A 22078-nucleotide genomic window follows, 5' to 3' on the forward strand; every position below is an offset into this window, starting at 1 on the left:
TGAACGATAGTATTATCCCATATAATCCGTTCGCAGTGCTTCTACCAGATCACATTTCAGAATTTTCTTGCCACCCAGGTAATATGCCAATGCGACAAAGCCAAAAAGTGCCGCGATAAAAAGCAGGATAGGAACAATGGGAGCCACTGCTAAAAATTCCATTGGATTCAGGTAGCTTGCCGTTATCATCAACCACACAAACACAACCGTAATCGGCAGCGTGATCAGAACGGGGCGACCCGCTATCACGAGGGCCTCGATCCAAAACATTTTTCGCATACCTTCCGGCGTCATGCCAATGGACATATATCTCGCAAATTCTCTTTTCCTTTGCCGGATAAATCCCAGCGTGTTGGAAAATACGTTAGCGATCCCGATGAAGGCCAGCAACACACACAGCGCCCCAATTATCAGTTTGTATCCGTTCAGCATGGCATCGTTGTCTATCTTTTCCTGAACCCGGTTTTCCACCTCGAAAGAAATGTCATGCCCCAGCACATTCGTCAGCTCGGTTTCAATCATACTCAGTTCTGTCAGGGTTCTTTCTTTTTCTGAGAGAATGCGGATATAGGTATCTGGTTCAGCATTTCCAATCGTCTCTTCGATTTGTTTCCATGTGGAAAGGGACACAAATTGAACTAAAGCATAGTTATCATATTCTTCTCTCAAAACCGGCGGCTCCTGTGTAAAGCCCAAAACCGGAATTCCCACAGTTGCAGCCGCATCTTCCGGGTTTTGTAAAGTCATCGTGTCCTGGTTCTCTGACAAAAATGGAACATATTCTTTGTATCTGAAATTGCTGTTTATGTTGTCCCAAATACGGTTCAAAACAACGCTCCCGTTTTTCGCTGAGGAAACGCCGATCTGCTCACAATACGTGGCAAAGCTGCTGTCGTCCATGATTACAATAGGAGCCTGAATGGTATAAATCCCATCTGCCATACTGACATCACTTCCGGCGACTGTTTCAAGACCACCCAGACTTTTTACTTCTTCGCTGACAGCGTCCGCCCCAATAGAACAAACGGCGTTTGCCCTTTGATAAATCACACTGTCTGTATCAGGCAAAGCATGGATTTCATCCGTATGAGAAAAGTCCTCGATCCTTGTGTCCTCAAGAGTTGCCATCACATCCCAGGCATCCTGGTAGCGTTCAAAATAGGTATGGTTTGTACTGATTCCAGAGAGAGTAAAAAAGCTCAGCATGAGAGCAAAGCCCAGAAAGGAAAGGGTCAACGACAGCGTGGCGGTTCGCAGAGATTTTTTCTGTGCTTTCAGCGCATTCCCGGCAAGTTCCCCTTCGGTTCCAAATAAAAGCGCAAGAATACGGGATTTTTTTCTCCGTTTTAGCTGTAATTCTCCCGTGTTTTTTATAGCTTCCAGTGGGGTCATCTTGCTCAATTTCCTGGCTGGCAGCCAGGCAGAAATCAGTACCGTCAAAAACGAGGTCAGAATCGTGACTGCAAACACCAGCGGATGATAGGCAAAGGCAGCTTCATGTCTGCCGACAATACCATCGGCGAGAATATTGACTGCTTGGATGGCTCCGAAGGTCAAAGCGATTCCGACAATACTTCCGATCAAAACAGGAATCACACAAAGCATCGCCGCTTCCTGTAAAAGACAGGTGCGGATTTGCCCCGGCGTCGCCCCAATGCTGGAAAAAATGCCAAACTGATGGACACGGGCATTCATAGATACAGCAAACGAGTTATGGATGATTAAAATCAAAGACACCGACACAAGCAGGAGTACAAAGAGATAAAAAGCCATCAATAAGGGCGGATTGCTGTCCTGCGGATCGTTGATGAAATAACTTGACAGCAGTGATTCATGATACGATACGGAAGTTTCCGGAACACCTAACTGCTGGGCGATAAGAGGCATATCCTGATACACAGCCCTCATGTTATCAAAGCAAATATCAACTACAAGAGTTTGATCGTCTGATAAATCCTCATTGATTATAGCCGTTTTTACATTGGCGAAATTCTCAATCTCGGACACTTTATCTTCTTCAAACGCCCCGCTGATGCGTCCCTGCCAGTTTCCTTCTTCTAAAACAACAGATTCTATTTCATAATTCCAGAAGTTATAAAACAAACCGCACAGCAAAGAAAGAAACAGGGCAGAAATAAACGCCGCAACCAGAACGGATACGCTGGAAGCCCGATTCTTTTTGATGAATCCTATCGAATAGTCTTTCCACATATTCTTACCTCCGTTTCTGATCGCCGACAATTTTCCCGTCCTCTATGGTAATAACGCGATCCGCCTCCAATGCGATCTTTTCATCATGGGTAATCAAAAGAATCGTCTGTTCCAGATTACGGTTAGATAATTTTAGCAAGTCAATAATTTCCTCTCCGTTTTTCCGATCCAGGTTGCCGGTCGGTTCATCAGCAAGCAACAGCGCCGGGCGATAGATCAAAGAACGGGCGATAGCAACTCGCTGCTGTTGTCCGCCGGAAAGCTGGCTGGGCAGTGATTCCAGTTTATCTTCGATTCCCAGGGAATGTATAATCTGCTCAAAGTATTCTTGATTGGGTTTGCGTTTGTCTAACAGGAGCGGCATGAGTATATTTTTTCGGACGGTAAGGGTGGGGATCAGGTTATAAAATTGATAGACCAATCCGACCTTCCTGCGCCGGAAAATGGCTGCCTGGGTTCGGTTCATGGCAGATAATTCTGTCCCCTCTATCAGGACTTTCCCTTCTGTCGGCTTATCCACGCTTCCCAAAATATGCAGCAGTGTAGATTTCCCCGAACCGGATGCCCCTACGATTGCTACAAATTCTCCTTTTTGTACAGACAAGTCAATGTGATCCAACGCCACGACCTGATTGTTCCCAGAACCATATACCTTTCGGACATTTTCACATTTTAGTATTTCCATGTCACTTTCTCCTCTCTACGAAATGGTCTTGCGTACAGTATAACAAAGTAAAGTGACATCTCAGTGACTGTACATCCTTATTTCAAAACAAGCACCGCCATTTTGCAAGTTACAGGCGGTTATAGTTCCGTTCTGCAATTCAAAAATGGAACGGGCAAGAGCCAGACCAATTCCAATTCCATCTCCAACCGCACACCGGCCCCGGTAAAAACGATCAAAAAGATGCGGTAAGTCCTCTGTGTCAAAGCCCGCCCCGTCATCCCATACCTGAATTTCTACATAGAGAGGGTTGCCAGAGTAGCCACAATGGACTACGCCGCCCGGCTTGGAATGTTCCATACAATTCTTGATGAGATTGATGAGGGCTTCCATTGTCCACTCCAAATCCCCCCAAAATTCAATACAGCCATTTTCTGGAATTTCAACAGTAATATGATTTTTCCGCAATAAATCGTTCAGATTATCTGCCGCCAGATTTAATACCGTATAAAGATCGACCTTTTCCCGTTTGAGCGGCAGCGTTCCAGCATCAATTTTGGAAAGCATAAGCAGAGATTCTTCCAGACGGTTTAATCGTTTCAACTGCTGCTTTACCTGTTCTGCGTAAGCCCCCGGAATTTCTTTTTCCATAAGCTGCAACGACAAAAAGGCCGCTGTGATCGGCGTTTTCAGTTGATGTGCGATATTAGCCAGGTTCTCTGCAAAATTTTTCTTTGCGGCAACTGCTGTTTCCCTTGTTTGATAAAGCATCGTGACAGTTTTGTATATTTCGTCCTGCAAATGGGAATATTCATCTTCCTTCGCCTGTATCAATGTCCCGCCAGCACCGATATTAACCTGTTCCAAATACTCGGTCAAATCATCAATTCTCTTTCGATTTTTTCTGTGGGACAAAAAAGTTCCAGCTCCAAAAGCACAAGCAGTCACAAGGAAAAATAGAATCGGAAAAAGCACGGTATCCAGCGGGAAATCATAGCAAAAATCATCGACCCGGTATCCGTATTTTTCCAGATAATCGTTGCCTCTGAGTTCTTGTTCCGTCAATGAATGATAGTCTTTCAGAGCCGCTAATAGCTGTGGCTCTGCTTCAGGAGAATTTGCCAATATGGTTTCGCATAATGCCGAGGTGTGTTCAAATGCAATCTGCCGGTACGTGTGCAGGAAGAAAGCGGCGGTAAGTATCATGCCTGCCGCAAGAACAGCAAACGGAAAAATCAGAAGTATTTTTTGTTTCCATTTTTCGCTCATTGTGTGTCCTCCATACGGTAGCCAAAACTTCGGATCGTTTTTAGGCAGGCTGGATGATTCAGCTTTTCCCGCAATCTTTTCATTGTGACCGTCAGCGTATTATCGTTTACATAATTCCCGCTGCGATCCCAAACCTGCTCTAATAGCTGATTTCTGGTGATCGTTTTTCCCTTGTTTTCCATCAAAATCAGCAGAATGCGGTACTCCGGCTGGCTTACAACGATTTCTTTCTGCCCGTCATAGACAGCCGTTTTTTCTTTATCCAACATCAGGTCATCGCAGAATAGCTTTGTGTCGGTTACGGTTTTGGTTCTTCGCAGCAGTGCCAAAATACGGGAATACAGAACGGCAAGATCAAAGGGCTTTACCACATAATCATCCGCCCCATTTTGGAAACCAGTAACAATGTCGTGGGAATCGCCCCGAATCGTTAAATAAACAATAGGCAGAGTTTTCCATCTTTCCCGAATCCAAAGGCATAATTCACTCCCTTGTCCGTCCGGCATATTCCAGTCCAGCAAGACGATTGTAGGTAAATGACCGATTAATGCTTTCTTGACATCTGCAATTCTATCAAAAACGGCTACTTTGCAATTCTGCTGTTCCAAATATTCTTTTACAGACTTGCCAATCGTTTCGTCATCTTCCGCATAATAAACTTCAATCATGATGTTCTCCTCCTGATTGCCCGGCAGATTTTCTCCGCCCATCCAATGGCTTCGTAGCATTCTTTGGGATAAGCCAGACGGTTCCCATTTTTTCCGCTCCTGGGATACGTCCTGCGGAACAGTAGTAATTTATCCAACGGGGTGTTACTCCCCAAATTTTGCTTGCTTCTTTCAAAGTCATGTAATCCATATAGCACCTCCGTACTGCCATATTATAATTCGTACTCTCGAATAAAACAAGTTAAGCAGTACAAGTCAAGCTAATAATTATCAGAATGGCAGCCACAAAAAGGAATTCTTTGATCGTGGCTGCCATTTTTTTAATTCATCACTTGACATTGTGGCAAAGAACTGAAAAGTCAGGACGAACTGGCGGTCATGGACGGCGGTAAATGTATCTTACAGGTGCGAGGAGTGCGTCCGTTCTTCTCGGACAAGTTTGACATTACCCGTCATAAGCAATATCCAATGCTCTTGGACGATAATCCTGAGATGGGGTTCAACATCGAAAAATTTGTGAGTGACCAAAAGGCGATGCGTTTGAGACTGTCTCGACAGGAAAAGTTCACGGGGTATGGTGTTGATATGACGGCCGCCGGACAGGAAGTTACAACAGTATCAGCAACAGAAACAGAAACCGCTGATACACAAAATTCTGAGGAAACCGACGAAAAAGAGATATATGTCGGATTTTAACTCGGACAGTGAAGAAACCGAATAAAAGAGAAACGGTTGAAGCTGCGGACACTACTTTTTTTATTTTGAGGGAGACTTTTTACCTATGAACGAACTGAATATTTCTGCGGTCGATGCTACCGCTATGGAGACAGCAACCACTACCTCTGCACCTAAGCACAAGTGGCTCTCTAAGCTCACCCGTGGTGCAAAGAAGGCAACGATGTTCTGCACTGTTGCAGGCATCATGGCATCTACCTGTGCAACTCAGGCATTCGCAGCAGGCACCGGCGAGGTCGATACCTCGTCCTTTATCACTACTGCCTGCACCGTACTCAAAAGCGTCATCTGCCTTATCGGCGGCGGTGTTTCGCTTTGGGGTGTCGTAAACCTCCTCGAAGGTTACGGCAACGATAACCCCGGTGCGAATGCTCATGTACGGTAGAGAAGCACAAGACATGGATAGCCAGCCCTGCCACTATTCCGAAGTCAGGGGAACGCAATAGAAAAATTCATAGCTGTATGCTATACTTAATTAGCATTTGAACATATCAAGCTGACACAGCAATCTCTTTGCTTGCCGTTAATGCGCGTCTACCAATAGTCCGCAGAAAGCAAGAGTAGCGTAAAGGTATAAAAATTTCAAACTTCTTTGTAACGAAATTCCGATTTCTCCGTCTAACCTATGAAGCTGAAGGAGGTGATGACAAGTATGGACTATGAAAAGCTCTATAAAGCCTACTATTTACAGGTATACTCGTATACTATTTCTCTTGCCAAAAATCGTGAGATAGCAGAGGAAATCACGCAGAACACATTCTATAAGGCTGTTTCTACAACATCACAATTCAAAGGCAAGTCAGATGAATTGACATGGCTCTGCTCCATAGCAAAAAATCTTTACCATGATGAAATGCGAAGCCGTCAGCGAGTAGCTGATGTGAGTGAAATCAATGACTTGCCATCAAATGAAAATGTTGAGAACTCAGTTGCAGATTCTGACATGGCGTTCCGCATACACCTCGTTCTTCACCGTTTGGAAGAACCATACAAAGAAGTCTTTCAGCTTCGCGTATTCGGGGAACTATCTTTTTCACAAATCGCTGCAATTTTTGGAAAAACAGAATCATGGGCGAGAGTTACTTATCATCGTGCAAAGCTAAAAATTCAAGAAAGGATGGATGAAAAGCATGAGTAAACAATGCGATATTGTTCGAGATATTCTTCCGCTGTATGTTGACGGTGCTTGCAGCGAAGCAAGCGCAGAGATGGTAAAAGAGCATTTGAACGCCTGTGCTGACTGTAACGCAATTTATCAGAAATTGCTTTCTCACACGAGCGAAGATGTTCTTCACGAAGAAAGCGAAAGCGTTATTATGCGCCATGAGGCAAAAGAAAAGCAGAGAGGCAGAAAAAAGATAACGATTGCTGTTCTCGTTTCCATCGCTCTTTGTATCATTGCAATTTTTACAGCTCTCTTTCTGTTACCTATAAACATTGCTTATGAGCCTGTCAAAATCGACTTCCCATTTGAGGTTGAAGATGTCGAAAACGTTGAAATGTACCACTATGACGGAGTGCCTGCATCAGCAGAAAAGAAAGTAGTTGTTGCTGAAAATGATATAAAGACCCTGTATGATAAGTTCAAGGGCTTATCCCTAAAAGACAAAACGACTGAGGAAACTGCCGGAGCAGATGTGACCAGCTTTAGATTTAACCTCTCAGATGGAACAAGCTACGATTTGATTTACGCCTGCTATGGGGTTAAAAACGGCGAATTGAAGTCAGCAGCAGGCGGTTTTAAGTATTTCACAAGTGCGGATATCGGCTCTTATTGGAACAATTTGAATACGGAACTTGAGGCAATTCCTATCAATGAGAGTGAATTGCCGTGAGCAGATAGCAAACCCAGCCGAGCCTGTCAACGGTCAAGATGAACGGCGCAAATGCGCCGCCGTTGACAGCCCCGCCCGTCTTTGCTGTTCGGTAATCAAGAGGGCGACAGCATAAAATGCTGCCGCCCTCTGCCATTATTCAGAAAGGGGGATTTTCCATGACCGAACACGAAAAGTATCAAGAACATATCCGGCATACACACGATGCCTTTTGCAAGACTGTTATTCGCCACGCTGCCATAGACGCAGCCCGGAGCATACGCAGCCGCCGCAAGCGGGAAATCTCGCTTGAATATCTGATAGAAGAAAAACACTATCCATTCAGCACCACAGATAAATACTTTGCGGAGCAAGCTGCCATGAACAGCTATCCGCTTTTCGTCTGTGGTCAGATGGTGCTTTTGGAAAGTCCAGAGCTTGCCGCAGCGCTGTCCGCACTATCACAGATGGAACAGGAAATCATTTTCCTGTACTACTTCCAACGATTGACGCATAGGGAGATTGGACGGAGATATGGACGGGCTGGCAACACAACCGGGCGGCGTATTCAGATGATTTTACGGCAGCTACGGGCAGAGTTGGAGGGCTTGTCCTATGAACCAGCTACTTCCCTATGAAACAATCGTTAAGGCAAGCGAGGGCGACCCAGAAGCTGTTGCCGCCGTTCTATCTCATTATGCCGGATATATCCGCTCTTGTGCGAAAATGGACGGACAGATTAACACGGATATGCAGGAGCATATCGTCAGGCAACTGATAGAAAGCCTGTTGAAGTTCCGCTTTGACCGCTAAACAGAAAAGTTGTATAATTAGAGGCTGACAAATTAAACTTCAATGAGGGTAGATCAAATGGAACAGATTATCAATTATAGAGACATACCCACAGATAAAAGGATTGACATATTAAATGCTCTTGAGCGAATAGGTTTTTTTCCGGCATACGGCGGCGTGAAAACAATGCAGCAAATTATGGAAAAGTCAGTTCCAGGTTCAGGCCCACAATTCTATTTCGTTTTCCGTGAAAATGAGTTGATAGGGTACAATTTTCTCATTGGGGACACTAAGAAATATAAAGCGTTCCCATGGCTTGCTATTAGCAATATGGATGAGCAGAAGTTGACTGTTTGTGAAGAACTGATGAAAATACAAATTGCCTTTTTTGAAGAACTCGGAATGCAAAAGATAGCAGATCATTGCGTTAGGATTATGGAAGATTACAGAAAAGGAATTGGAAAGCAGAAAGAAAGCGATTGCAGATAAATTCCATTTGAAAAACGGCTGACAATTTAATACCGCCGCCCATCACAGCGGCAGATAAGCAGTAAATCTTGAAAAGGTTTACTGCTTTTTTTGCGTCCATTTTCAAAAATCTTTGGCAAACCACACCGCCGGATTGTTGTAGGGAGCAGACAGGGAAAACAAAAAAAATTCCGCTGCGTTTGCCAAAACGCCCCCTTTTCACCGTTGTAGTGGTGAACAGCGGGCAGAACACGCCGCCGCAATCGCTATATTGGTGGAGCAAGCCAGTATATCCACAAACCAGAGCCGCCGAGGAAAGCGGTAGTTTTTTAGAGCAAGATTCTACCGCAGTACCAAAATTCGCTTTTCGCTCATTTTGCCCCTGCGGGAATCTTGTTGGGGAGTGCCTTCCCCAAACCCTGCTTATGCGGCTTGCGCCGCTTAAAAATCCCTCAAAATATTTTTTCGGATTTTTCAAAAACAGTTCCGCTTCACCCCCCTGTTTTTCTCCTATTAGTGAGAGGACACCACGCACAGAAAGGAGGTCAACCACCTATGAAACGATACAACACGCCGCACCGCAGCCGGGTAGTCAAGACACGCATGACCGAGGAAGAATATGCCGAGTTTGCGGAAAGGCTTTCTGCTTACAACATGAGCCAAGCCGAGTTTATCCGGCAAGCCATAACCGGGGCAGCCATACGCCCCATCATAACCGTTTCCCCCGTCAACGATGAGCTGCTTGCCGCTGTTGGGAAGCTGACCGCCGAATACGGCAGGATCGGCGGCAACTTAAACCAGATAGCCCGGACGCTGAACGAGTGGCACAGCCCCTACCCGCAGCTTGCCGGGGAGGTACGGGCGGCGGTTTCCGACCTTGCTGCCCTAAAGTTTGAAGTCTTGCAGAAAGTGGGTGACGCTGTTGGCAACATTCAAACATATCAGCTCTAAAAATGCGGACTATGGCGCAGCGGAAGCCTATCTCACATTTGAGCATGACGAGTTTACCATGAAGCCCACCCTTGATGAAAACGGGCGGCTGATACCGAGGGAGGATTACCGCATTTCTTCCCTCAACTGTGGGGGCGAGGATTTCGCTGTTGCCTGTATGCGAGCCAATCTCCGCCATGAGAAAAATCAAAAACGGGAAGATGTGAAAAGCCACCACTATATCATCAGCTTTGACCCACGGGACGGAACAGACAACGGCTTGACCGTAGACCGGGCGCAGGAGCTGGGCGAGCAGTTCTGCAAAGAGCATTTCCCCGGACACCAAGCCCTTGTATGCACCCACCCGGACGGGCATAACCACAGCGGCAATATCCATGTGCATATCGTCATCAACTCCCTGCGGATTTACGAAGTCCCGCTTCTGCCCTACATGGACAGACCAGCCGACACAAGGGAGGGCTGCAAGCACCGCTGTACCAACGCCGCTATGGAATATTTCAAGAGTGAAGTCATGGAGATGTGCCACCGGGAGGGGCTTTACCAAATCGACCTCTTGAACGGCAGCAAGGAACGGATAACGGAACGGGAATACTGGGCGGCAAAGAAAGGGCAGCTTGCCCTTGATAAAGAGAACGCCGCCAGAGAAGCCGCAGGACAGCCGACCAAGCCCACCAAGTTTGAAACGGACAAGGCGAAGCTGCGCCGGACGATACGGCAGGCACTTTCCCAAGCTGCCAGCTTTGACGAGTTTTCTTCCCTTTTGCTGCAGGAGGGTGTGACCGTCAAGGAGAGCCGGGGGCGGCTTTCCTACCTCACGCCGGACAGGACGAAGCCTATCACAGCCCGGAAGCTGGGGGACGATTTTGACAAGGCTGCTGTCCTTGCCCTGCTTACGCAGAACGCCCACAGAGCCGCCGAACAGACCAAAGCCATACCGGAATACCCACACACCCAAAAGGGACGCTTGCAGGAGGAAAAAGCCGCAAAAACCACCCCGGCAGACAACATCTTGCAGCGCATGGTTGACCGGGAAGCCAAGCGAGCCGAGGGCAAGGGCGTGGGTTATGACCGCTGGGCGGCAAAGCACAACCTAAAGCAGATGGCGGCTACCGTTACTGCCTACCAGCAGTACGGCTTTTCTTCCCCGGAGGAACTGGACGAAGCCTGTTCTGCCGCCTATGCCGCCATGCAGGAAAGCCTTGCAGAGCTGAAGCAGGTGGAAAAGACGCTGAACGGGAAAAAGGAGCTGCAACGACAGGTGCTTGCCTATTCCAAGACCCGCCCTGTCCGGGACGGGCTGAAACAGCAGAAAAACGCCAAAGCAAAAGCAGCCTACCGTCAGAAGTACGAAAGCGACTTTATCATAGCAGACGCAGCCGCCCGCTATTTCAGGGAGAACGGCATTTCCAAGCTGCCGAGCTATAAAGCCCTGCAAGCAGAGATTGAAACCCTTATCCAAGAGAAAAACAGCGGCTACAACGATTACCGGGCAAAACGGGAGGAATACCGCCGCTTACAGACGGTCAAGGGCAATATCGACCAGATTTTACACCGGGAGCGCAAGCCTGTGAAAAGGCAGGAACAGGAACGATAAAAACCGCCCCAAAATGTACCCGAACCTATACAGAACAAGGGGGCTGCCCCGTACCCTACCCGCAAATACCAAAGGATTTTTTAACGGGCTTATAGGGCAGAAAAACCCCGAAAATGATACCGAGATGATACAGAATTACCGCCGATACCGCCACACCAGCGGAAACGGCAGAAAGGAGCGCACCCATGCCAAGAATGAGCAAGAAACGGCGGCTGGAATGGTCTTTTTTCCTGCGGCAAGTGAAAGTCGGGAATTCCACCTGCGACCGTATCACATACAATGACCTCTGCCGGGGCTGTACCCATAGCTGCAAGCAGAGCTTCCGGGCGGTTGTCATACTCTGCCCCCGCTACTACTCCAAACGCCGGAAAAAGGAGGACAGGGACAATGGCAGATAACCGCAAGTATTACTACCTCAAGCTGAAAGAGAACTTTTTTGACAGCGACTCCATTGTGCTGCTGGAAGATATGAAAGACGGGATTTTATACTCCAATATCCTCTTGAAGCTGTACTTAAAATCGCTGAAAAACGGCGGGAAATTGCAGCTTGACGAGCATATCCCCTACACAGCGCAGATGATAGCGACACTGACCCGCCACCAGATAGGGACGGTTGAGAGGGCTTTAGAGATTTTCCGGCAGTTGGGGCTTGTGGAGCAGCTTGACAGCGGGGCTTTTTATATGACCGATATTGAGCTGATGATAGGACAGTCCTCTACCGAAGCCGAGAGGAAACGGGCTGCAAGGCTGGAAAACAAGGCACTTTTACCGCCCCGGACAAAAGGCGGACATTTGTCCGACATTCGTCCACCAGAGATAGAGATAGAGTTAGAGAAAGAGATAGAGATAGAAAAAGAGAGAGAGGGAGAAACGGGACACCCCGCCCCCGCTGCTTATGGCAGATACAACAATGTGATACTGACCGATACAGAGCTTTCCGGGCTGAAAACAGAGCTGCCCGACAAGTGGGAGTATTACCTTGACCGGCTTTCCTGCCATATCGCTTCCACCGGGAAGCAGTACCACAGCCATGCAGCCACCATTTACAAGTGGGCGCAGGAGGACGCTGCCAAAGGCAAGGCTGCCCCGAAACAGGGCATACCCGATTATTCATGCAAGGAGGGCGAGAGCTTATGAAAAACGAGATTGAAGCTATGATTACGGACATTACAACCACTACCACCGAAGCGGAGGATTACACAGGCGAGGACGGGCTTTTATACTGCGGTAAGTGCCATACGCCCAAAGAAGCCTATTTTGCAGAGGGAAAGACTTGTTTCGGGCGTAACCGCCACCCAACAGACTGCGACTGCCAGCGGGCAGCCCGTGAAAAGCAGCAAGCCGCCGAAAGCCGACAGAAGCACCTTGAAAAAGTGGAGGACTTGAAACGCCGGGGCTTTACTGACCCTGCTATGCGGAACTGGACATTTGAGCATGACAACGGCAGAAACCCACAGACCGAAACCGCCCGCTTTTATGTGGAGAGCTGGGAAACCATGCAGGCTGAAAATATCGGCTACCTGTTTTGGGGAGGCGTGGGGACGGGAAAAAGCTACCTTGCCGCCTGTATCGCCAACGCCCTTATGGAGCAGGAAGTCCCGGTGTGCATGACAAACTTTGCAACGATACTGGGTGACCTTGCCGCCAGCTTTGAGGGCAGGAACGAATATATTTCCCGCCTTTGCAGCTACCCCCTGCTGATACTTGATGATTTTGGTATGGAGCGAGGGACAGAATACGGACTGGAACAGGTTTACAGCGTGATTGACAGCCGTTACCGAAGCGGCAAGCCGCTGATCGCCACGACCAACCTCACACTGGAGGAATTGCAGCACCCGCAGGACACGCCCCACGCCCGTATCTATGACAGGCTGACTTCCATGTGCGCCCCCGTCCGCTTCACGGGCAGCAACTTCCGAAAGGAAACCGCACAGGAAAAGCTGGAACGCTTAAAGCAACTGATGAAGCAGCGAAAGGAGAGCCTATGACAGAAACGAAACAGACAAGCACCACCAAAACAGACCGCCGCCCGGACTGTGTGACGGAAATCCGCATGGGCAACTCCGTCCTTACCGTTTCCGGCTTCTTCAAGCAGGGCGCAACCGATACCGCAGCCGACAAGATGATGAAAGTGCTGGAAGCGGAAGCTGCTGCCGGACATACGCCACCGTTCAGCGCATAAGTGATGACATGGAAAAGCGGTCATGCCGGGGAGCATGACCGCTGGAATATCAGTAACAACTTTATTTTTTCCGAAGTTTCAACTCAATGCCTTTTGGAACAGCTATATCCCGCAACAGTTTTGCGATAACAGAAGCCTGTTCTTTCTTCCCCATACTTTGAAAATCCTTATCGGATTTAACTGTTTGCAAGATATTTTCAATTTCTTTAATCGTTAAGAGATTGACTGCAACACAGAATAGATTTTTTCTGCGCCCGTCATTATAGTGTGACAAGAGGAAATCCAATAATTTGCGCTTTTCTTCCTGTTCAGCATTATAGGCGGGAATCCCTATCTGGCTGGCTTTTTCCATGTCATTCATTTGATTATGATGAGTTATAAAGGAATCAAAATCATCTATATGAGCGTATTTGTCACAAGGGAAGCTGGTACACTGAAAGCAATATTCGATTTTCCCATGTTCAATACTACACTTTGCGATTTTACAACTTTGATTATCAACGCCGCAACCGGAACAATGCCCTGCCAAATTCATAGGACATAATTTACAATTTAGACCACAAAGAGAAAGGTACTGATTGTTACGGACAAACCCTTTCATTGTCACACCCCCTTGTATTGATTAGCTCCATTTTACCATAAGAACAAGAGTTTTTCTACTATGCAATCCCAATCATCTGCTACACAAAAAACGGCGATTTGACCGACCATAAAGAAGCAGATTTGACGCTTTTGCCGCTATACAGACAGCCACCCCATGTGGTACAATCAAGGTACGAAATAGTGGGGCTGGCTGTCGGAAACGGAGGATTTTATGTTAAGACAGACCAACCAACAACCAATTACCGCCCTTTACCCAAGACTTTCCCATGAGGACGAGCTGCAAGGCGAGAGCAATTCCATTTCCAACCAGAAGCGTATCCTTGAAACCTATGCAAAGCAGAACGGCTTTTCCAATCTGCGCTGGTACACGGACGACGGTTATTCTGGTGCGAACTTTCAAAGACCCGGTTTTCAAGCCATGCTTGCGGACATTGAAGCCGGAAAAGTCGGGACAGTTATCGTAAAGGATATGTCGAGGTTAGGGCGAAACTACCTGCAAGTGGGAATGTACACGGAAATGATTTTCCCACAGAAAGGCGTCCGCTTCATCGCTATCAATGACGGAGTGGACAGCGCACAGGGCGACAATGACTTTGCCCCGCTGCGGAATATCTTTAACGAATGGCTGGTGAGAGATACGAGCAAGAAAATCAAAGCAGTAAAACGCTCAAAAGGCATGAGTGGCAAGCCCATCACAAGCAAGCCTGTGTATGGCTACCTCATGGACGAGGACGAAAATTTCATTATTGACGAGGAAGCTGCACCCGTAGTCAAGCAGATATACAACCTCTGCCTTGCCGGGAACGGTCCGACTAAGATAGCCCGTATGCTCACAGAGCAGCAAATCCCCACGCCGGGGACGCTGGAATACCGTAGGACGGGCAGCACCCGCCGCTACCACCCCGGCTATGAGTGCAAGTGGGCGACCAATACCGTTGTGCATATCCTTGAAAACCGGGAATACACAGGCTGTCTGGTAAACTTCAAGACAGAAAAGCTCTCTTACAAAGTCAAGCACAGTGTAGAAAATCCCCTGGAAAAGCAAGTGATTTTCGAGAACCACCACGAGCCTATCATAGACACCCAGACATGGGAACGGGTGCAGGAACTTCGCAAGCAGCGCAAACGCCCCAACCGCTATGATGAAGTGGGCTTGTTCTCCGGCATACTGTTCTGTGCGGACTGCGGCAGTGTCATGTATCAGCAGCGATACCAGACGGACAAGCGCAAGCAGGACTGTTATATCTGCGGCAACTACAAGAAACGCACCCATGACTGTACGGCGCACTTTATCCGCACCGACCTCTTGACCGCTGGCGTACTCTCCAATCTGCGGAAAGTGACAAGCTATGCGGCAAAGCATGAAGCCCGGTTTATGAAGCTCTTGATTGAGCAGAACGAGGACGGGGGCAAGCGCAGGAACGCCGCTAAGAAAAAGGAGCTGGAAGCCACCGAGAAACGCATAGCCGAGTTATCCGCTATCTTCAAGCGGCTGTATGAGGACAGCGTGACCGGGCGCATATCAGACGAGCGTTTCACAGAGCTGTCGGCAGACTATGAAGCAGAACAACGGGAGCTGAAAGAAAGAGCCGCTGCTATCCAAGCGGAGCTTTCCAAAGCACAGGAAGCCACCGTGAACGCAGAAAAGTTTATGAATGTTGTCCGGCGGCATACCAGCTTTGAAGAACTTACCCCTACTCTGTTGCGGGAGTTTGTAGAGAAAATCGTTGTGCATGAGTGCAGCTATGACGAGAACAAGACCCGTAGGCAGGACATTGAGATTTATTATTCTTTTGTTGGCAAGGTGGACTTGCCCGAATAACCGCCCGACCTATCCGACACAAGAGCTAAGTGCCGGATAGGAACGGCAAAATTTTTTGCACTTCTATTACTTCTTTATCACACATCAGCAAAGTCTCAGGGCATGAAGCAGCTCATGGCTAATTAGATGTAATAAAAGCGGAGAAAGGAAAAGCACAATCCAGACGGAACCGGCGGTGTAGTCAAGAAATATTGTGGAAACGCAAGATTTCTGCTATAATGGGTATAAAACACTTGACGATGGAAAGAAAGGCGGGAAGCCTATGCACATTAGTTATCAGCCACTATGGAACACACTGAAAGAGCGTGGCATGAGGAAAGAGGATTTGCGGCTTGCCGCCGGTCTTACCACAAATATGATTGCCAACATGGGCAAGGGAAAGAATATCAGCATGGAAACGCTGGTTCGCATTTGTGAAGCCTTGAATTGTGGTATTATGAATGTGATTAAATTAGAACAGGACAATATCTAAAGCGATATAATTTTATATTTGATTCGATTTGCACAAAAAATTAAATTTTAATGGTGTATATTTTCTATTGTACCCAATGTAAATAAGTGCTATCATAAAATAAAACAAGTACATTTGAAACATTTTATGATTTGAGAGTGTGCTTGCAGGTTAGTAGCATATTGCCAATAACTGAATACAAAAAATGTAGGTTCTGGTCATTTTAGAAAGGAGCATTGTTTATGAAAAAATTTAGTAAAAGATTGTTTACCTCGTTGGTAGCGTTTTGTATGCTTTTTTCTGTGAGTGCGGTTCCTGCTTTTGCAGCGGAAACAACAACGGAAATAACGGATACTCAACAGCCGGTAGTCATTGGAGAATATGACGGATACTTAACCGATGTTATGATTTCCGATGGTGTCACCAAAAGAGCAGTCGCTAATGTTCGTATTAACTCTTATGCAACTTATGATGAGGATGTTCATGTGAAGTTGTATGTACCGTGGTATGAATCTCCAAAACCGGAGTTCACTGGTATGACTGGTACAGTTAATGTGCTTATGAACAAAAAATCCACCAATACGGCATTTGCAGAATTAGCCGACGGTGAAGAAACAATCGAAACTGATGTGGATACTGGAAGAACAGGTAATAGCGGAGATAAGGGAACGGTTTCTGTTTCTGGTGTTGCTACCGCTAATAATGCCTTGGCAGGCGGTGGAGCTTTCGCTATTTCTTACCCTGTGACACTTCCCTAATTAAATGCAAAACAGTTGTGAATTAAGGTTGGTAATAGGTAAAATGAAACGGTTATTGGCAATATGCGTATGTTTTTTTATGTGTGTAGGCTTATGTTCGTGTGATTCTTCCCAAACTCGGTCGGTATCATCATATAACTGGTCTTTAGAATTTATTACTGATTTAGATGGTAATATGTTATTCTCAGGTTCAGTGCATGATGACATACCAGTATTGGATTTGACATTGAGTTTTGAAGAAAAAAGTTTTATCTTAACAGATAACACTCATAAACAAGAATGGACAGGTACATATTCGCTTGAAAAGATTGACAATTCTTCTTCGAAACTCGGATTAACTTTTGAAAATTTAGAGGAGCCTGTTACAGGCGTATATGGAACAAGAGTTTATTCTGATGATTCAGAAAGCGCAACAATTACATTACAAACTGATGAAAATATCCTGTCTTTTGTTGGAGAAGATTCATAAATAAAAACAGCCGCTGTAGGAACAAAATCCTACAACGGCTGTTTTTATTTCCACGGCCTGCGCCGGAAGTTCATACCAGACTGTTTTATCAGCGGGGATTTCTTGAACAGCTTTTTCAAAAGGCTTCGTTCCTCTTGTGAGAGCCGCTTGTATTTGAGCCGGAACGCCTTGCAGAATATCTCCGTGAATTGCTGAACCCTGTCCCCCGGAGATTGCATGGCCTTTTGTACTTCCCGTATAAGTTCATCGGCAGGCGTGGTATCCGGCGCACTTTCGCTGTCATTTTCGTGCGCCTTGCGTATATCATGGAGAATGACGTCCCATGTTTTGTGCGTCACATGGCAGAAAAAATCTTCTTCCTCTATCTGACAGGCTTCCAACACTTTGATTGCCCGGTCTGCCGCAGCTTCGGGGTGTTCTTCCAGTACCATAGCCCGTAAAGCAGCCAGTGAGCTGTTTGTGTCATGGAAGTGCATGGTTGCTATCCCGTCCACATAGATTTCTGCGTCTGCCAGCAATTCCTTAAATTTTTCATGGGAGATAATCTCACACAGCAGCCGGTTATTGAAGCGTTCACTTTTCAGCAGTTCCACGACTTCATCACTCAAATGTAATTCTTCTATCGGGGTGTTTTCATATCTCCGATTATTGGTAAGGCCGAGCAGATAGTCAACCGACACCTGATAGAAGTCTGCCAGCTTCAACAGGCTGCCGTGGTTAATTTCCTTGTATTCGTCGTTGTCGTTTTCATAACTGCCGAGGGCTGATTTTGAAATGCCGGTTTCCTGTGCCAGTTCTTCCAGATTCAAGCCCCGTTCCACCCGTAAATCTTTCAGGCGTTCCTGTACGGAAATGCGGGTTTTCATAAACACATCGCTCCTTCCTGCGGCTGGCTGCCGCTGTTATTCCTTATTATACCATATACCGTTCCGAAATCGTGGAATTTTTCGATTTTGGGGCGGTTTTCCTATTTTATGGACATACGGGAAAGGGTTCAAAAATGAGCTATGATTAAGTCAGTTCATCGATGGATTATTTCCAATCGAATGACCGGCCTGATGGGATATGCTCCCCGGCGATGTAGCGCAACGACCTGCGGCAAGGAAATGGAGGAACCTTGACCGCAGCGAGTGTACCAACGGGAACGAAACGCCGCTGTGAGATTCAGGGGCAGGAACGACAGCAGGACAACCCGGCAGAACTGATACCAAAACGCTACCCAAACACGACAAATCGGCGGGGTGTAGTCTGCCCCGTCCGTGTAATACTATGGGGCATTTCAAAGCGGCTCTATGGCCGTATTTTCCTTGAAAATCGCCCCGAAACATGACACCAAAAACCTTTATCCGCCTGTTCCCGTTGTTACGGCTGAAATGGGCGGATTTTCTATGATAGGAGGCACTATGCCGAGAATGAGCAAGAAACGGAAGTTGGAGCTTTCCTTCTTCCTCAATGACCGGGGGCGTGTGGCCTACAACGACCTGTGCCGGAAGTGCCAGCATAAGTGCAAGCAGAGTTTCCGGGCTGTCGTGATAGACTGCCCCCATTACCTGTCAAAACGAGCCAAGCGAAAGGAGAAAATCAGTTAAATGGAATTTGAATTTATGAGCGCAGACACGGTTCTGCCGCCTTGTATGCCGCTACCCGCCGCAATGCTTCGGCTGCCGATCAGCAGCACAGCAAAAGTCATGTATGCCCGTCTGCTGAACACCACCCTTACGGCAGGGATAGAGGATAGCAACGGCATTTTGTTTGTCCGTTTTCCTATCATGGAATTAGCGGCAGCCCTCTCCCGCAGCCCCGTCACTGTGAAGCGTTCCCTGAAAGAATTGGAGGACATCGGGCTTATCCTGCGGGTGCGCCGGGGTGTGGGAGAACCAAACCGCATTTACACGCTGCTTCCCAAAGGAGGGCTGCCATGATAAATGAGAAGCTGGAAAAGCTGAATCAGGAGATTGCCAAAGGCGAAGCCAGACTGCGGCGGGCGCAGCATGAAGAAAAAATACTGGAACACCAGGTGAAGCAGCTTACCCGGAAGGAACGGACGCACCGGCTCTGTACCAGAGGAGCTATGCTGGAAAGTTTCCTTTTAAGGCCGGAAGTGCTGACAGACGAGGATGTGATGGACATTCTGAAACAGGCATTTTCTCAAAGTGGCATGAAGGAAATAGTTGCAGAAAGCGTGAAAGGGCGGGTAGCCGGGGAATCCCTTACGGAGTAAGGGCGCAACTATACACCGGTCAAGCCGGTGCGTTGCGCCCTGCCGGGGGCTTCCTGCGGAAAGCGGATGATTTTCAGCACCGTTGCGGCTGCTTCCAATCATCACAGGGGACGCTACACTTCCCCTGCGCTGGCTGCGCCAGCTACCCCTTTGTGGACTTGCCGCCCGGGAACACCTTGCGCTGCAAGCTGTTCCCGTCCAGCAAGTTTACAATTTATCTATTCCAAAACAGGACTGCCCGTAGTATAATAAAGCTAATGACGAACACTATCTAAGGAGATGGTTTTATGTATGGATTGATTGCTTTGAATTTCATCATACCCTTTGTTATGGTTTTTGTAGGATATATCTTAAAGAAGCACCCGGTAAAAGATATGACATCCGGTAACGGATACAATACGCCTACATCTCGGAAGTCACAAGAGCATTGGGATTATGCACAAAGCATAGCACCTAATATTTTTATTGGTATTGGCAAAACATTAGGTTTGGTAGAAATCGTTTTGTGTATATCCTTACTTCTTCTTAATATTTCTACACAGACTACCGTATTTGCAGGAGTAGTTGTTGGAATTATTTTTCTGATTTTTGGATTTTATAAAACAGAAACTGGAATTACAAGTAAATTTGCGAACAAAAACTTTTAAGCTATTAGACAGCTTTCCATCATCGAGCCAACCTGACCCGAACCTTCAAAACTGAATACTAATCGCCTACCAGCGACACCACTAAGCAGGAAATCAGAAACGGTTTCCTGCTTTTCTTTTGCCCAAAATCAACCACAGGAAGGAGGAACGCTATGCCCTGTCCACACCATGATATAAAAATAATCCAGCGCAGCAACCACCAGTCAGCCGTTGCGTCTGCCGCCTACCAGAGTGGGGAACGGCTGTTTTCCGAGTACGACCAGAAGCAGAAATACTATTCCCATAAAAGCGAGATTGTCCATACAGAAATCATGCTGCCGCCCCACGCCCCACCAGCGTATGCAGACCGCAATACTTTGTGGAACGCCGCCGAAGCTATCGAGAAGCAATGGAACTCCCAGCTTGCCCGGAGAATCGTGCTTGCCATACCGAGGGAAATCCCCCCGGAACAGCACGCCGACCTTATCCGGGACTACTGCCGGGAGTTTTTTGTTTCTAAAGGCATGATTGCCGATTTTGCCATCCACGACAAAGGGAATGGGAATCCCCACGCCCACATCCTGCTGACCATGCGGGCAATGGACGAAAACGGGAAATGGCTTCCCAAGAGCCGGAAGGTTTATGACCTTGACGAGAACGGCGAGCGTATCCGGCTCCCGTCCGGGAGCTGGAAAAGCCACAAGGAGGATACCGTGGACTGGAACGACCAGAAGTACGGAGAGATCTGGCGGCAGGGCTGGGCGGCTACCGCTAACCGCTATCTGGAAGCCAACGGACGCCCGGAGCGCCTTGACCTTCGTTCCTATGAACGGCAGGGGCTTGATAAAATCCCCACCGTCCATATGGGGCCAGCAGTCAGCCAGATGGAGAAACGAGGGATACAGACCAACATCGGCAACTTGAACCGGGACATCAAAGCCGCCAATTCCCTTATGCAATCTATCCGGCAGATGGTACGCCACCTGAAAGGCTGGATTGCAGACCTGAAGGAGAAAAAAGCCGCCCTGCTGGAAGCCTTGCAGGAATCGAAGGAACCCACCCTGCCGGAGCTGCTGGGGAAATATCTGGATTTGCGCCGGGAGGAACGTACAGGCTGGACAAGCAAAGGCCAGCTTACAGGCAGCGTTGCCGATTTCAACAAGGTTATGGAAGCTATCCGCTATCTGCGGGAAAAGGAGCTGTCCACTGTGCAGAGTTTGGACGCTTATCTGGATACCGTCAGCGGGCAGGCCGTTTCCATCCGGGCAGAGATGAAGCCGAAAGAACAGCGTATGAAAGAAATCAACACCCTGCTTTCCCATATCGCCAACTTTGAAGCCCATAAGCCGGTTCATGTGGAGTATGCTGCCATCCGGTTTAAGAAGCCACGGGAACAGTTTGCCGCCGCCCATCGGGACGAGCTGGACGCCTATAATGCCGCTATCCGTTATTTCAAGGTGCATTTGAAGGAGAAGAAGTACAGCATTAAAAAGCTGAATGAGGAACAGACACAGCTTGCCGGAGAAGTTGCCGGATATAAGGAACGGTTGTCCGCATTACAGGAGGATGTGAAGATTCTCCGGGATGTGCGTCACTGGCTCAATCAGGTTCTTCCGTCTGAACAGTACCGCCAGACCGCCGAGCCGGGAAAGAAACCGTCCATCCAGCAGGCAGTCAAAGGCCGGACGCAGCGTATCCGGGAAGAACAGGCCGAGAAACGGAAGCAGCCCCGCACAGAGAAAAAACAGGATATGGAACTTTAATAGGCGCTTGCTATTTT

29 protein-coding genes and 2 pseudogenes are annotated in these 22078 nt (G+C 47.6%); 23 read left to right on the forward strand and 8 right to left on the reverse strand.

Features of this window, described 5'->3' with window-relative positions; translation table 11 throughout:
• Window positions 1-12: 12 nt before the first annotated feature.
• From GT575_RS02450 to GT575_RS02470, 5 genes are read right to left on the reverse strand one after another with little or no spacing between them, the layout of a single operon-like run.
• Window positions 13-2211 carry an ABC transporter permease gene (locus GT575_RS02450; RefSeq protein ID WP_161171420.1) on the reverse strand — a complete coding sequence of 733 codons (2199 nt, stop codon included), beginning with the start codon at window positions 2209-2211 and terminating at the stop codon, window positions 13-15.
• 4 nt (window positions 2212-2215) lie between these two features.
• Window positions 2216-2896 carry an ABC transporter ATP-binding protein gene (locus GT575_RS02455; protein WP_138373143.1) on the reverse strand — a complete coding sequence of 227 codons (681 nt, stop codon included), beginning with the start codon at window positions 2894-2896 and terminating at the stop codon, window positions 2216-2218.
• A gap of 60 nt (window positions 2897-2956) precedes the next feature.
• Window positions 2957-4144: a sensor histidine kinase gene (locus tag GT575_RS02460; RefSeq protein WP_161171421.1), complete on the reverse strand. Its 1188-nt coding sequence runs from the start codon at window positions 4142-4144 to the stop codon at window positions 2957-2959.
• Complete coding sequence (locus GT575_RS02465; protein WP_055221923.1) at window positions 4141-4812, reverse strand: response regulator transcription factor; 672 nt, start codon at window positions 4810-4812, stop codon at window positions 4141-4143. Before GT575_RS02465 ends, GT575_RS02460 begins: the two co-directional genes overlap by 4 nt.
• Window positions 4805-5002, reverse strand: a complete 198-nt coding sequence (locus GT575_RS02470) for a helix-turn-helix domain-containing protein (RefSeq protein ID WP_005341232.1) — start codon at window positions 5000-5002, stop codon at window positions 4805-4807. Before GT575_RS02470 ends, GT575_RS02465 begins: the two co-directional genes overlap by 8 nt.
• Window positions 5003-5154: 152 nt before the next feature.
• On the opposite strand from GT575_RS02470, the pseudogene GT575_RS15530 reads away from it, so the two are divergent.
• The 7 genes and pseudogenes from GT575_RS15530 to GT575_RS02505 form a co-directional block, all read left to right on the forward strand.
• Window positions 5155-5508: pseudogene (locus GT575_RS15530) on the forward strand (hypothetical protein); the annotation flags it as partial.
• A gap of 85 nt (window positions 5509-5593) precedes the next feature.
• Window positions 5594-5932 (forward strand): Maff2 family mobile element protein, encoded by a 339-nt coding sequence (locus GT575_RS02480; RefSeq protein WP_161171422.1) that lies wholly within the window; start codon window positions 5594-5596, stop codon window positions 5930-5932.
• Between the two features lie 267 nt (window positions 5933-6199).
• On the forward strand, window positions 6200-6685 hold the full coding sequence (locus GT575_RS02485) for an RNA polymerase sigma factor (RefSeq protein ID WP_008818014.1): 486 nt from the start codon (window positions 6200-6202) through the stop codon (window positions 6683-6685).
• Window positions 6678-7382 carry a zf-HC2 domain-containing protein gene (locus tag GT575_RS02490; RefSeq protein ID WP_005946129.1) on the forward strand — a complete coding sequence of 235 codons (705 nt, stop codon included), beginning with the start codon at window positions 6678-6680 and terminating at the stop codon, window positions 7380-7382. Before GT575_RS02485 ends, GT575_RS02490 begins: the two co-directional genes overlap by 8 nt.
• Window positions 7383-7540: 158 nt before the next feature.
• Window positions 7541-7999, forward strand: a complete 459-nt coding sequence (locus GT575_RS02495) for an RNA polymerase sigma factor (RefSeq protein ID WP_434062915.1) — start codon at window positions 7541-7543, stop codon at window positions 7997-7999.
• Window positions 7977-8174, forward strand: coding sequence for a helix-turn-helix domain-containing protein (locus GT575_RS02500; protein ID WP_008818017.1), 198 nt, complete (start codon window positions 7977-7979; stop codon window positions 8172-8174). The genes GT575_RS02495 and GT575_RS02500 overlap by 23 nt, the downstream gene beginning before the upstream one ends.
• A gap of 57 nt (window positions 8175-8231) precedes the next feature.
• Window positions 8232-8642 (forward strand): hypothetical protein, encoded by a 411-nt coding sequence (locus GT575_RS02505; RefSeq protein WP_005341790.1) that lies wholly within the window; start codon window positions 8232-8234, stop codon window positions 8640-8642.
• Here GT575_RS02505 and GT575_RS14875 read toward each other — a convergent pair.
• A complete protein-coding gene (locus GT575_RS14875; RefSeq protein WP_181991270.1) occupies window positions 8587-9099 on the reverse strand; it encodes a hypothetical protein in 513 nt (170 codons plus the stop codon). The two genes, GT575_RS02505 and GT575_RS14875, sit on opposite strands and share 56 nt — an antisense overlap.
• A gap of 77 nt (window positions 9100-9176) precedes the next feature.
• Here GT575_RS14875 and GT575_RS02515 point away from each other — a divergent pair, with 77 nt between their 5' ends.
• From GT575_RS02515 to GT575_RS02545, 6 genes are all read left to right on the forward strand, one after another.
• Complete coding sequence (locus GT575_RS02515; RefSeq protein WP_097771034.1) at window positions 9177-9572, forward strand: plasmid mobilization protein; 396 nt, start codon at window positions 9177-9179, stop codon at window positions 9570-9572.
• Entirely contained in the window at window positions 9544-11166 is a 1623-nt protein-coding gene (locus GT575_RS02520) for a relaxase/mobilization nuclease domain-containing protein (protein WP_032747089.1), read from the forward strand. The genes GT575_RS02515 and GT575_RS02520 overlap by 29 nt, the downstream gene beginning before the upstream one ends.
• A 185-nt stretch (window positions 11167-11351) precedes the next feature.
• Window positions 11352-11564 carry a hypothetical protein gene (locus GT575_RS02530; protein ID WP_161171424.1) on the forward strand — a complete coding sequence of 71 codons (213 nt, stop codon included), beginning with the start codon at window positions 11352-11354 and terminating at the stop codon, window positions 11562-11564.
• On the forward strand, window positions 11554-12303 hold the full coding sequence (locus GT575_RS02535) for a phage replisome organizer N-terminal domain-containing protein (protein ID WP_006555734.1): 750 nt from the start codon (window positions 11554-11556) through the stop codon (window positions 12301-12303). The genes GT575_RS02530 and GT575_RS02535 overlap by 11 nt, the downstream gene beginning before the upstream one ends.
• Window positions 12300-13154 (forward strand): ATP-binding protein, encoded by an 855-nt coding sequence (locus GT575_RS02540; protein ID WP_007054584.1) that lies wholly within the window; start codon window positions 12300-12302, stop codon window positions 13152-13154. The genes GT575_RS02535 and GT575_RS02540 overlap by 4 nt, the downstream gene beginning before the upstream one ends.
• The gene (locus tag GT575_RS02545; RefSeq protein WP_009320846.1) at window positions 13151-13348 is read left to right on the forward strand and encodes a transposon-encoded TnpW family protein; all 198 of its coding nucleotides are present in this window, start codon (window positions 13151-13153) and stop codon (window positions 13346-13348) included. Before GT575_RS02540 ends, GT575_RS02545 begins: the two co-directional genes overlap by 4 nt.
• Before the next feature lie 61 nt (window positions 13349-13409).
• Here GT575_RS02545 and GT575_RS02550 read toward each other — a convergent pair whose 3' ends face one another.
• Window positions 13410-13949 carry a DUF3795 domain-containing protein gene (locus tag GT575_RS02550; protein ID WP_139009664.1) on the reverse strand — a complete coding sequence of 180 codons (540 nt, stop codon included), beginning with the start codon at window positions 13947-13949 and terminating at the stop codon, window positions 13410-13412.
• A gap of 213 nt (window positions 13950-14162) precedes the next feature.
• On the opposite strand from GT575_RS02550, the gene GT575_RS02555 reads away from it, so the two are divergent.
• The 5 genes and pseudogenes from GT575_RS02555 to GT575_RS02570 all read left to right on the forward strand — a co-directional run bounded on the left by GT575_RS02555 (window position 14163) and on the right by GT575_RS02570 (window position 17451).
• Window positions 14163-15773 (forward strand): recombinase family protein, encoded by a 1611-nt coding sequence (locus GT575_RS02555; RefSeq protein ID WP_006773196.1) that lies wholly within the window; start codon window positions 14163-14165, stop codon window positions 15771-15773.
• A 36-nt stretch (window positions 15774-15809) separates the two neighbouring features.
• Window positions 15810-15893 (forward strand): annotated as a pseudogene (locus GT575_RS15610) (Maff2 family mobile element protein); the annotation flags it as partial.
• 142 nt (window positions 15894-16035) lie between these two features.
• On the forward strand, window positions 16036-16245 hold the full coding sequence (locus GT575_RS02560) for a helix-turn-helix domain-containing protein (RefSeq protein ID WP_015514784.1): 210 nt from the start codon (window positions 16036-16038) through the stop codon (window positions 16243-16245).
• Between the two features lie 221 nt (window positions 16246-16466).
• Window positions 16467-16982: a hypothetical protein gene (locus GT575_RS02565; RefSeq protein ID WP_161171425.1), complete on the forward strand. Its 516-nt coding sequence runs from the start codon at window positions 16467-16469 to the stop codon at window positions 16980-16982.
• 175 nt (window positions 16983-17157) lie between these two features.
• The gene (locus tag GT575_RS02570) at window positions 17158-17451 is read left to right on the forward strand and encodes a hypothetical protein (RefSeq protein WP_006859269.1); all 294 of its coding nucleotides are present in this window, start codon (window positions 17158-17160) and stop codon (window positions 17449-17451) included.
• A gap of 44 nt (window positions 17452-17495) precedes the next feature.
• Here the strand turns inward: GT575_RS02570 and GT575_RS02575 are convergent, their stop codons facing one another.
• Window positions 17496-18317 (reverse strand): helix-turn-helix domain-containing protein, encoded by an 822-nt coding sequence (locus GT575_RS02575; protein ID WP_006859270.1) that lies wholly within the window; start codon window positions 18315-18317, stop codon window positions 17496-17498.
• 537 nt (window positions 18318-18854) lie between these two features.
• Between GT575_RS02575 and GT575_RS02580 the strand changes: the two genes are divergently transcribed.
• From GT575_RS02580 to mobQ, 5 genes are all read left to right on the forward strand, one after another.
• On the forward strand, window positions 18855-19040 hold the full coding sequence (locus GT575_RS02580; RefSeq protein WP_033118356.1) for a hypothetical protein: 186 nt from the start codon (window positions 18855-18857) through the stop codon (window positions 19038-19040).
• Window positions 19041-19373 (forward strand): hypothetical protein, encoded by a 333-nt coding sequence (locus GT575_RS02585; RefSeq protein ID WP_006859272.1) that lies wholly within the window; start codon window positions 19041-19043, stop codon window positions 19371-19373.
• Window positions 19370-19672, forward strand: a complete 303-nt coding sequence (locus GT575_RS02590) for a DUF3847 domain-containing protein (protein ID WP_006859273.1) — start codon at window positions 19370-19372, stop codon at window positions 19670-19672. The genes GT575_RS02585 and GT575_RS02590 overlap by 4 nt, the downstream gene beginning before the upstream one ends.
• A 287-nt stretch (window positions 19673-19959) precedes the next feature.
• Window positions 19960-20319 (forward strand): SdpI family protein, encoded by a 360-nt coding sequence (locus GT575_RS02595; protein ID WP_006859274.1) that lies wholly within the window; start codon window positions 19960-19962, stop codon window positions 20317-20319.
• A gap of 152 nt (window positions 20320-20471) precedes the next feature.
• Window positions 20472-22061, forward strand: coding sequence for a MobQ family relaxase (gene mobQ / locus GT575_RS02600; RefSeq protein WP_006859284.1), 1590 nt, complete (start codon window positions 20472-20474; stop codon window positions 22059-22061).
• The last annotated feature ends 17 nt before the right edge of the window (window positions 22062-22078 follow it).

It is taken from the genome of Coprococcus sp. BIOML-A2 (genome assembly GCF_009875795.1).
GTDB classification, from domain to species: domain Bacteria; phylum Bacillota; class Clostridia; order Lachnospirales; family Lachnospiraceae; genus Coprococcus; species Coprococcus aceti.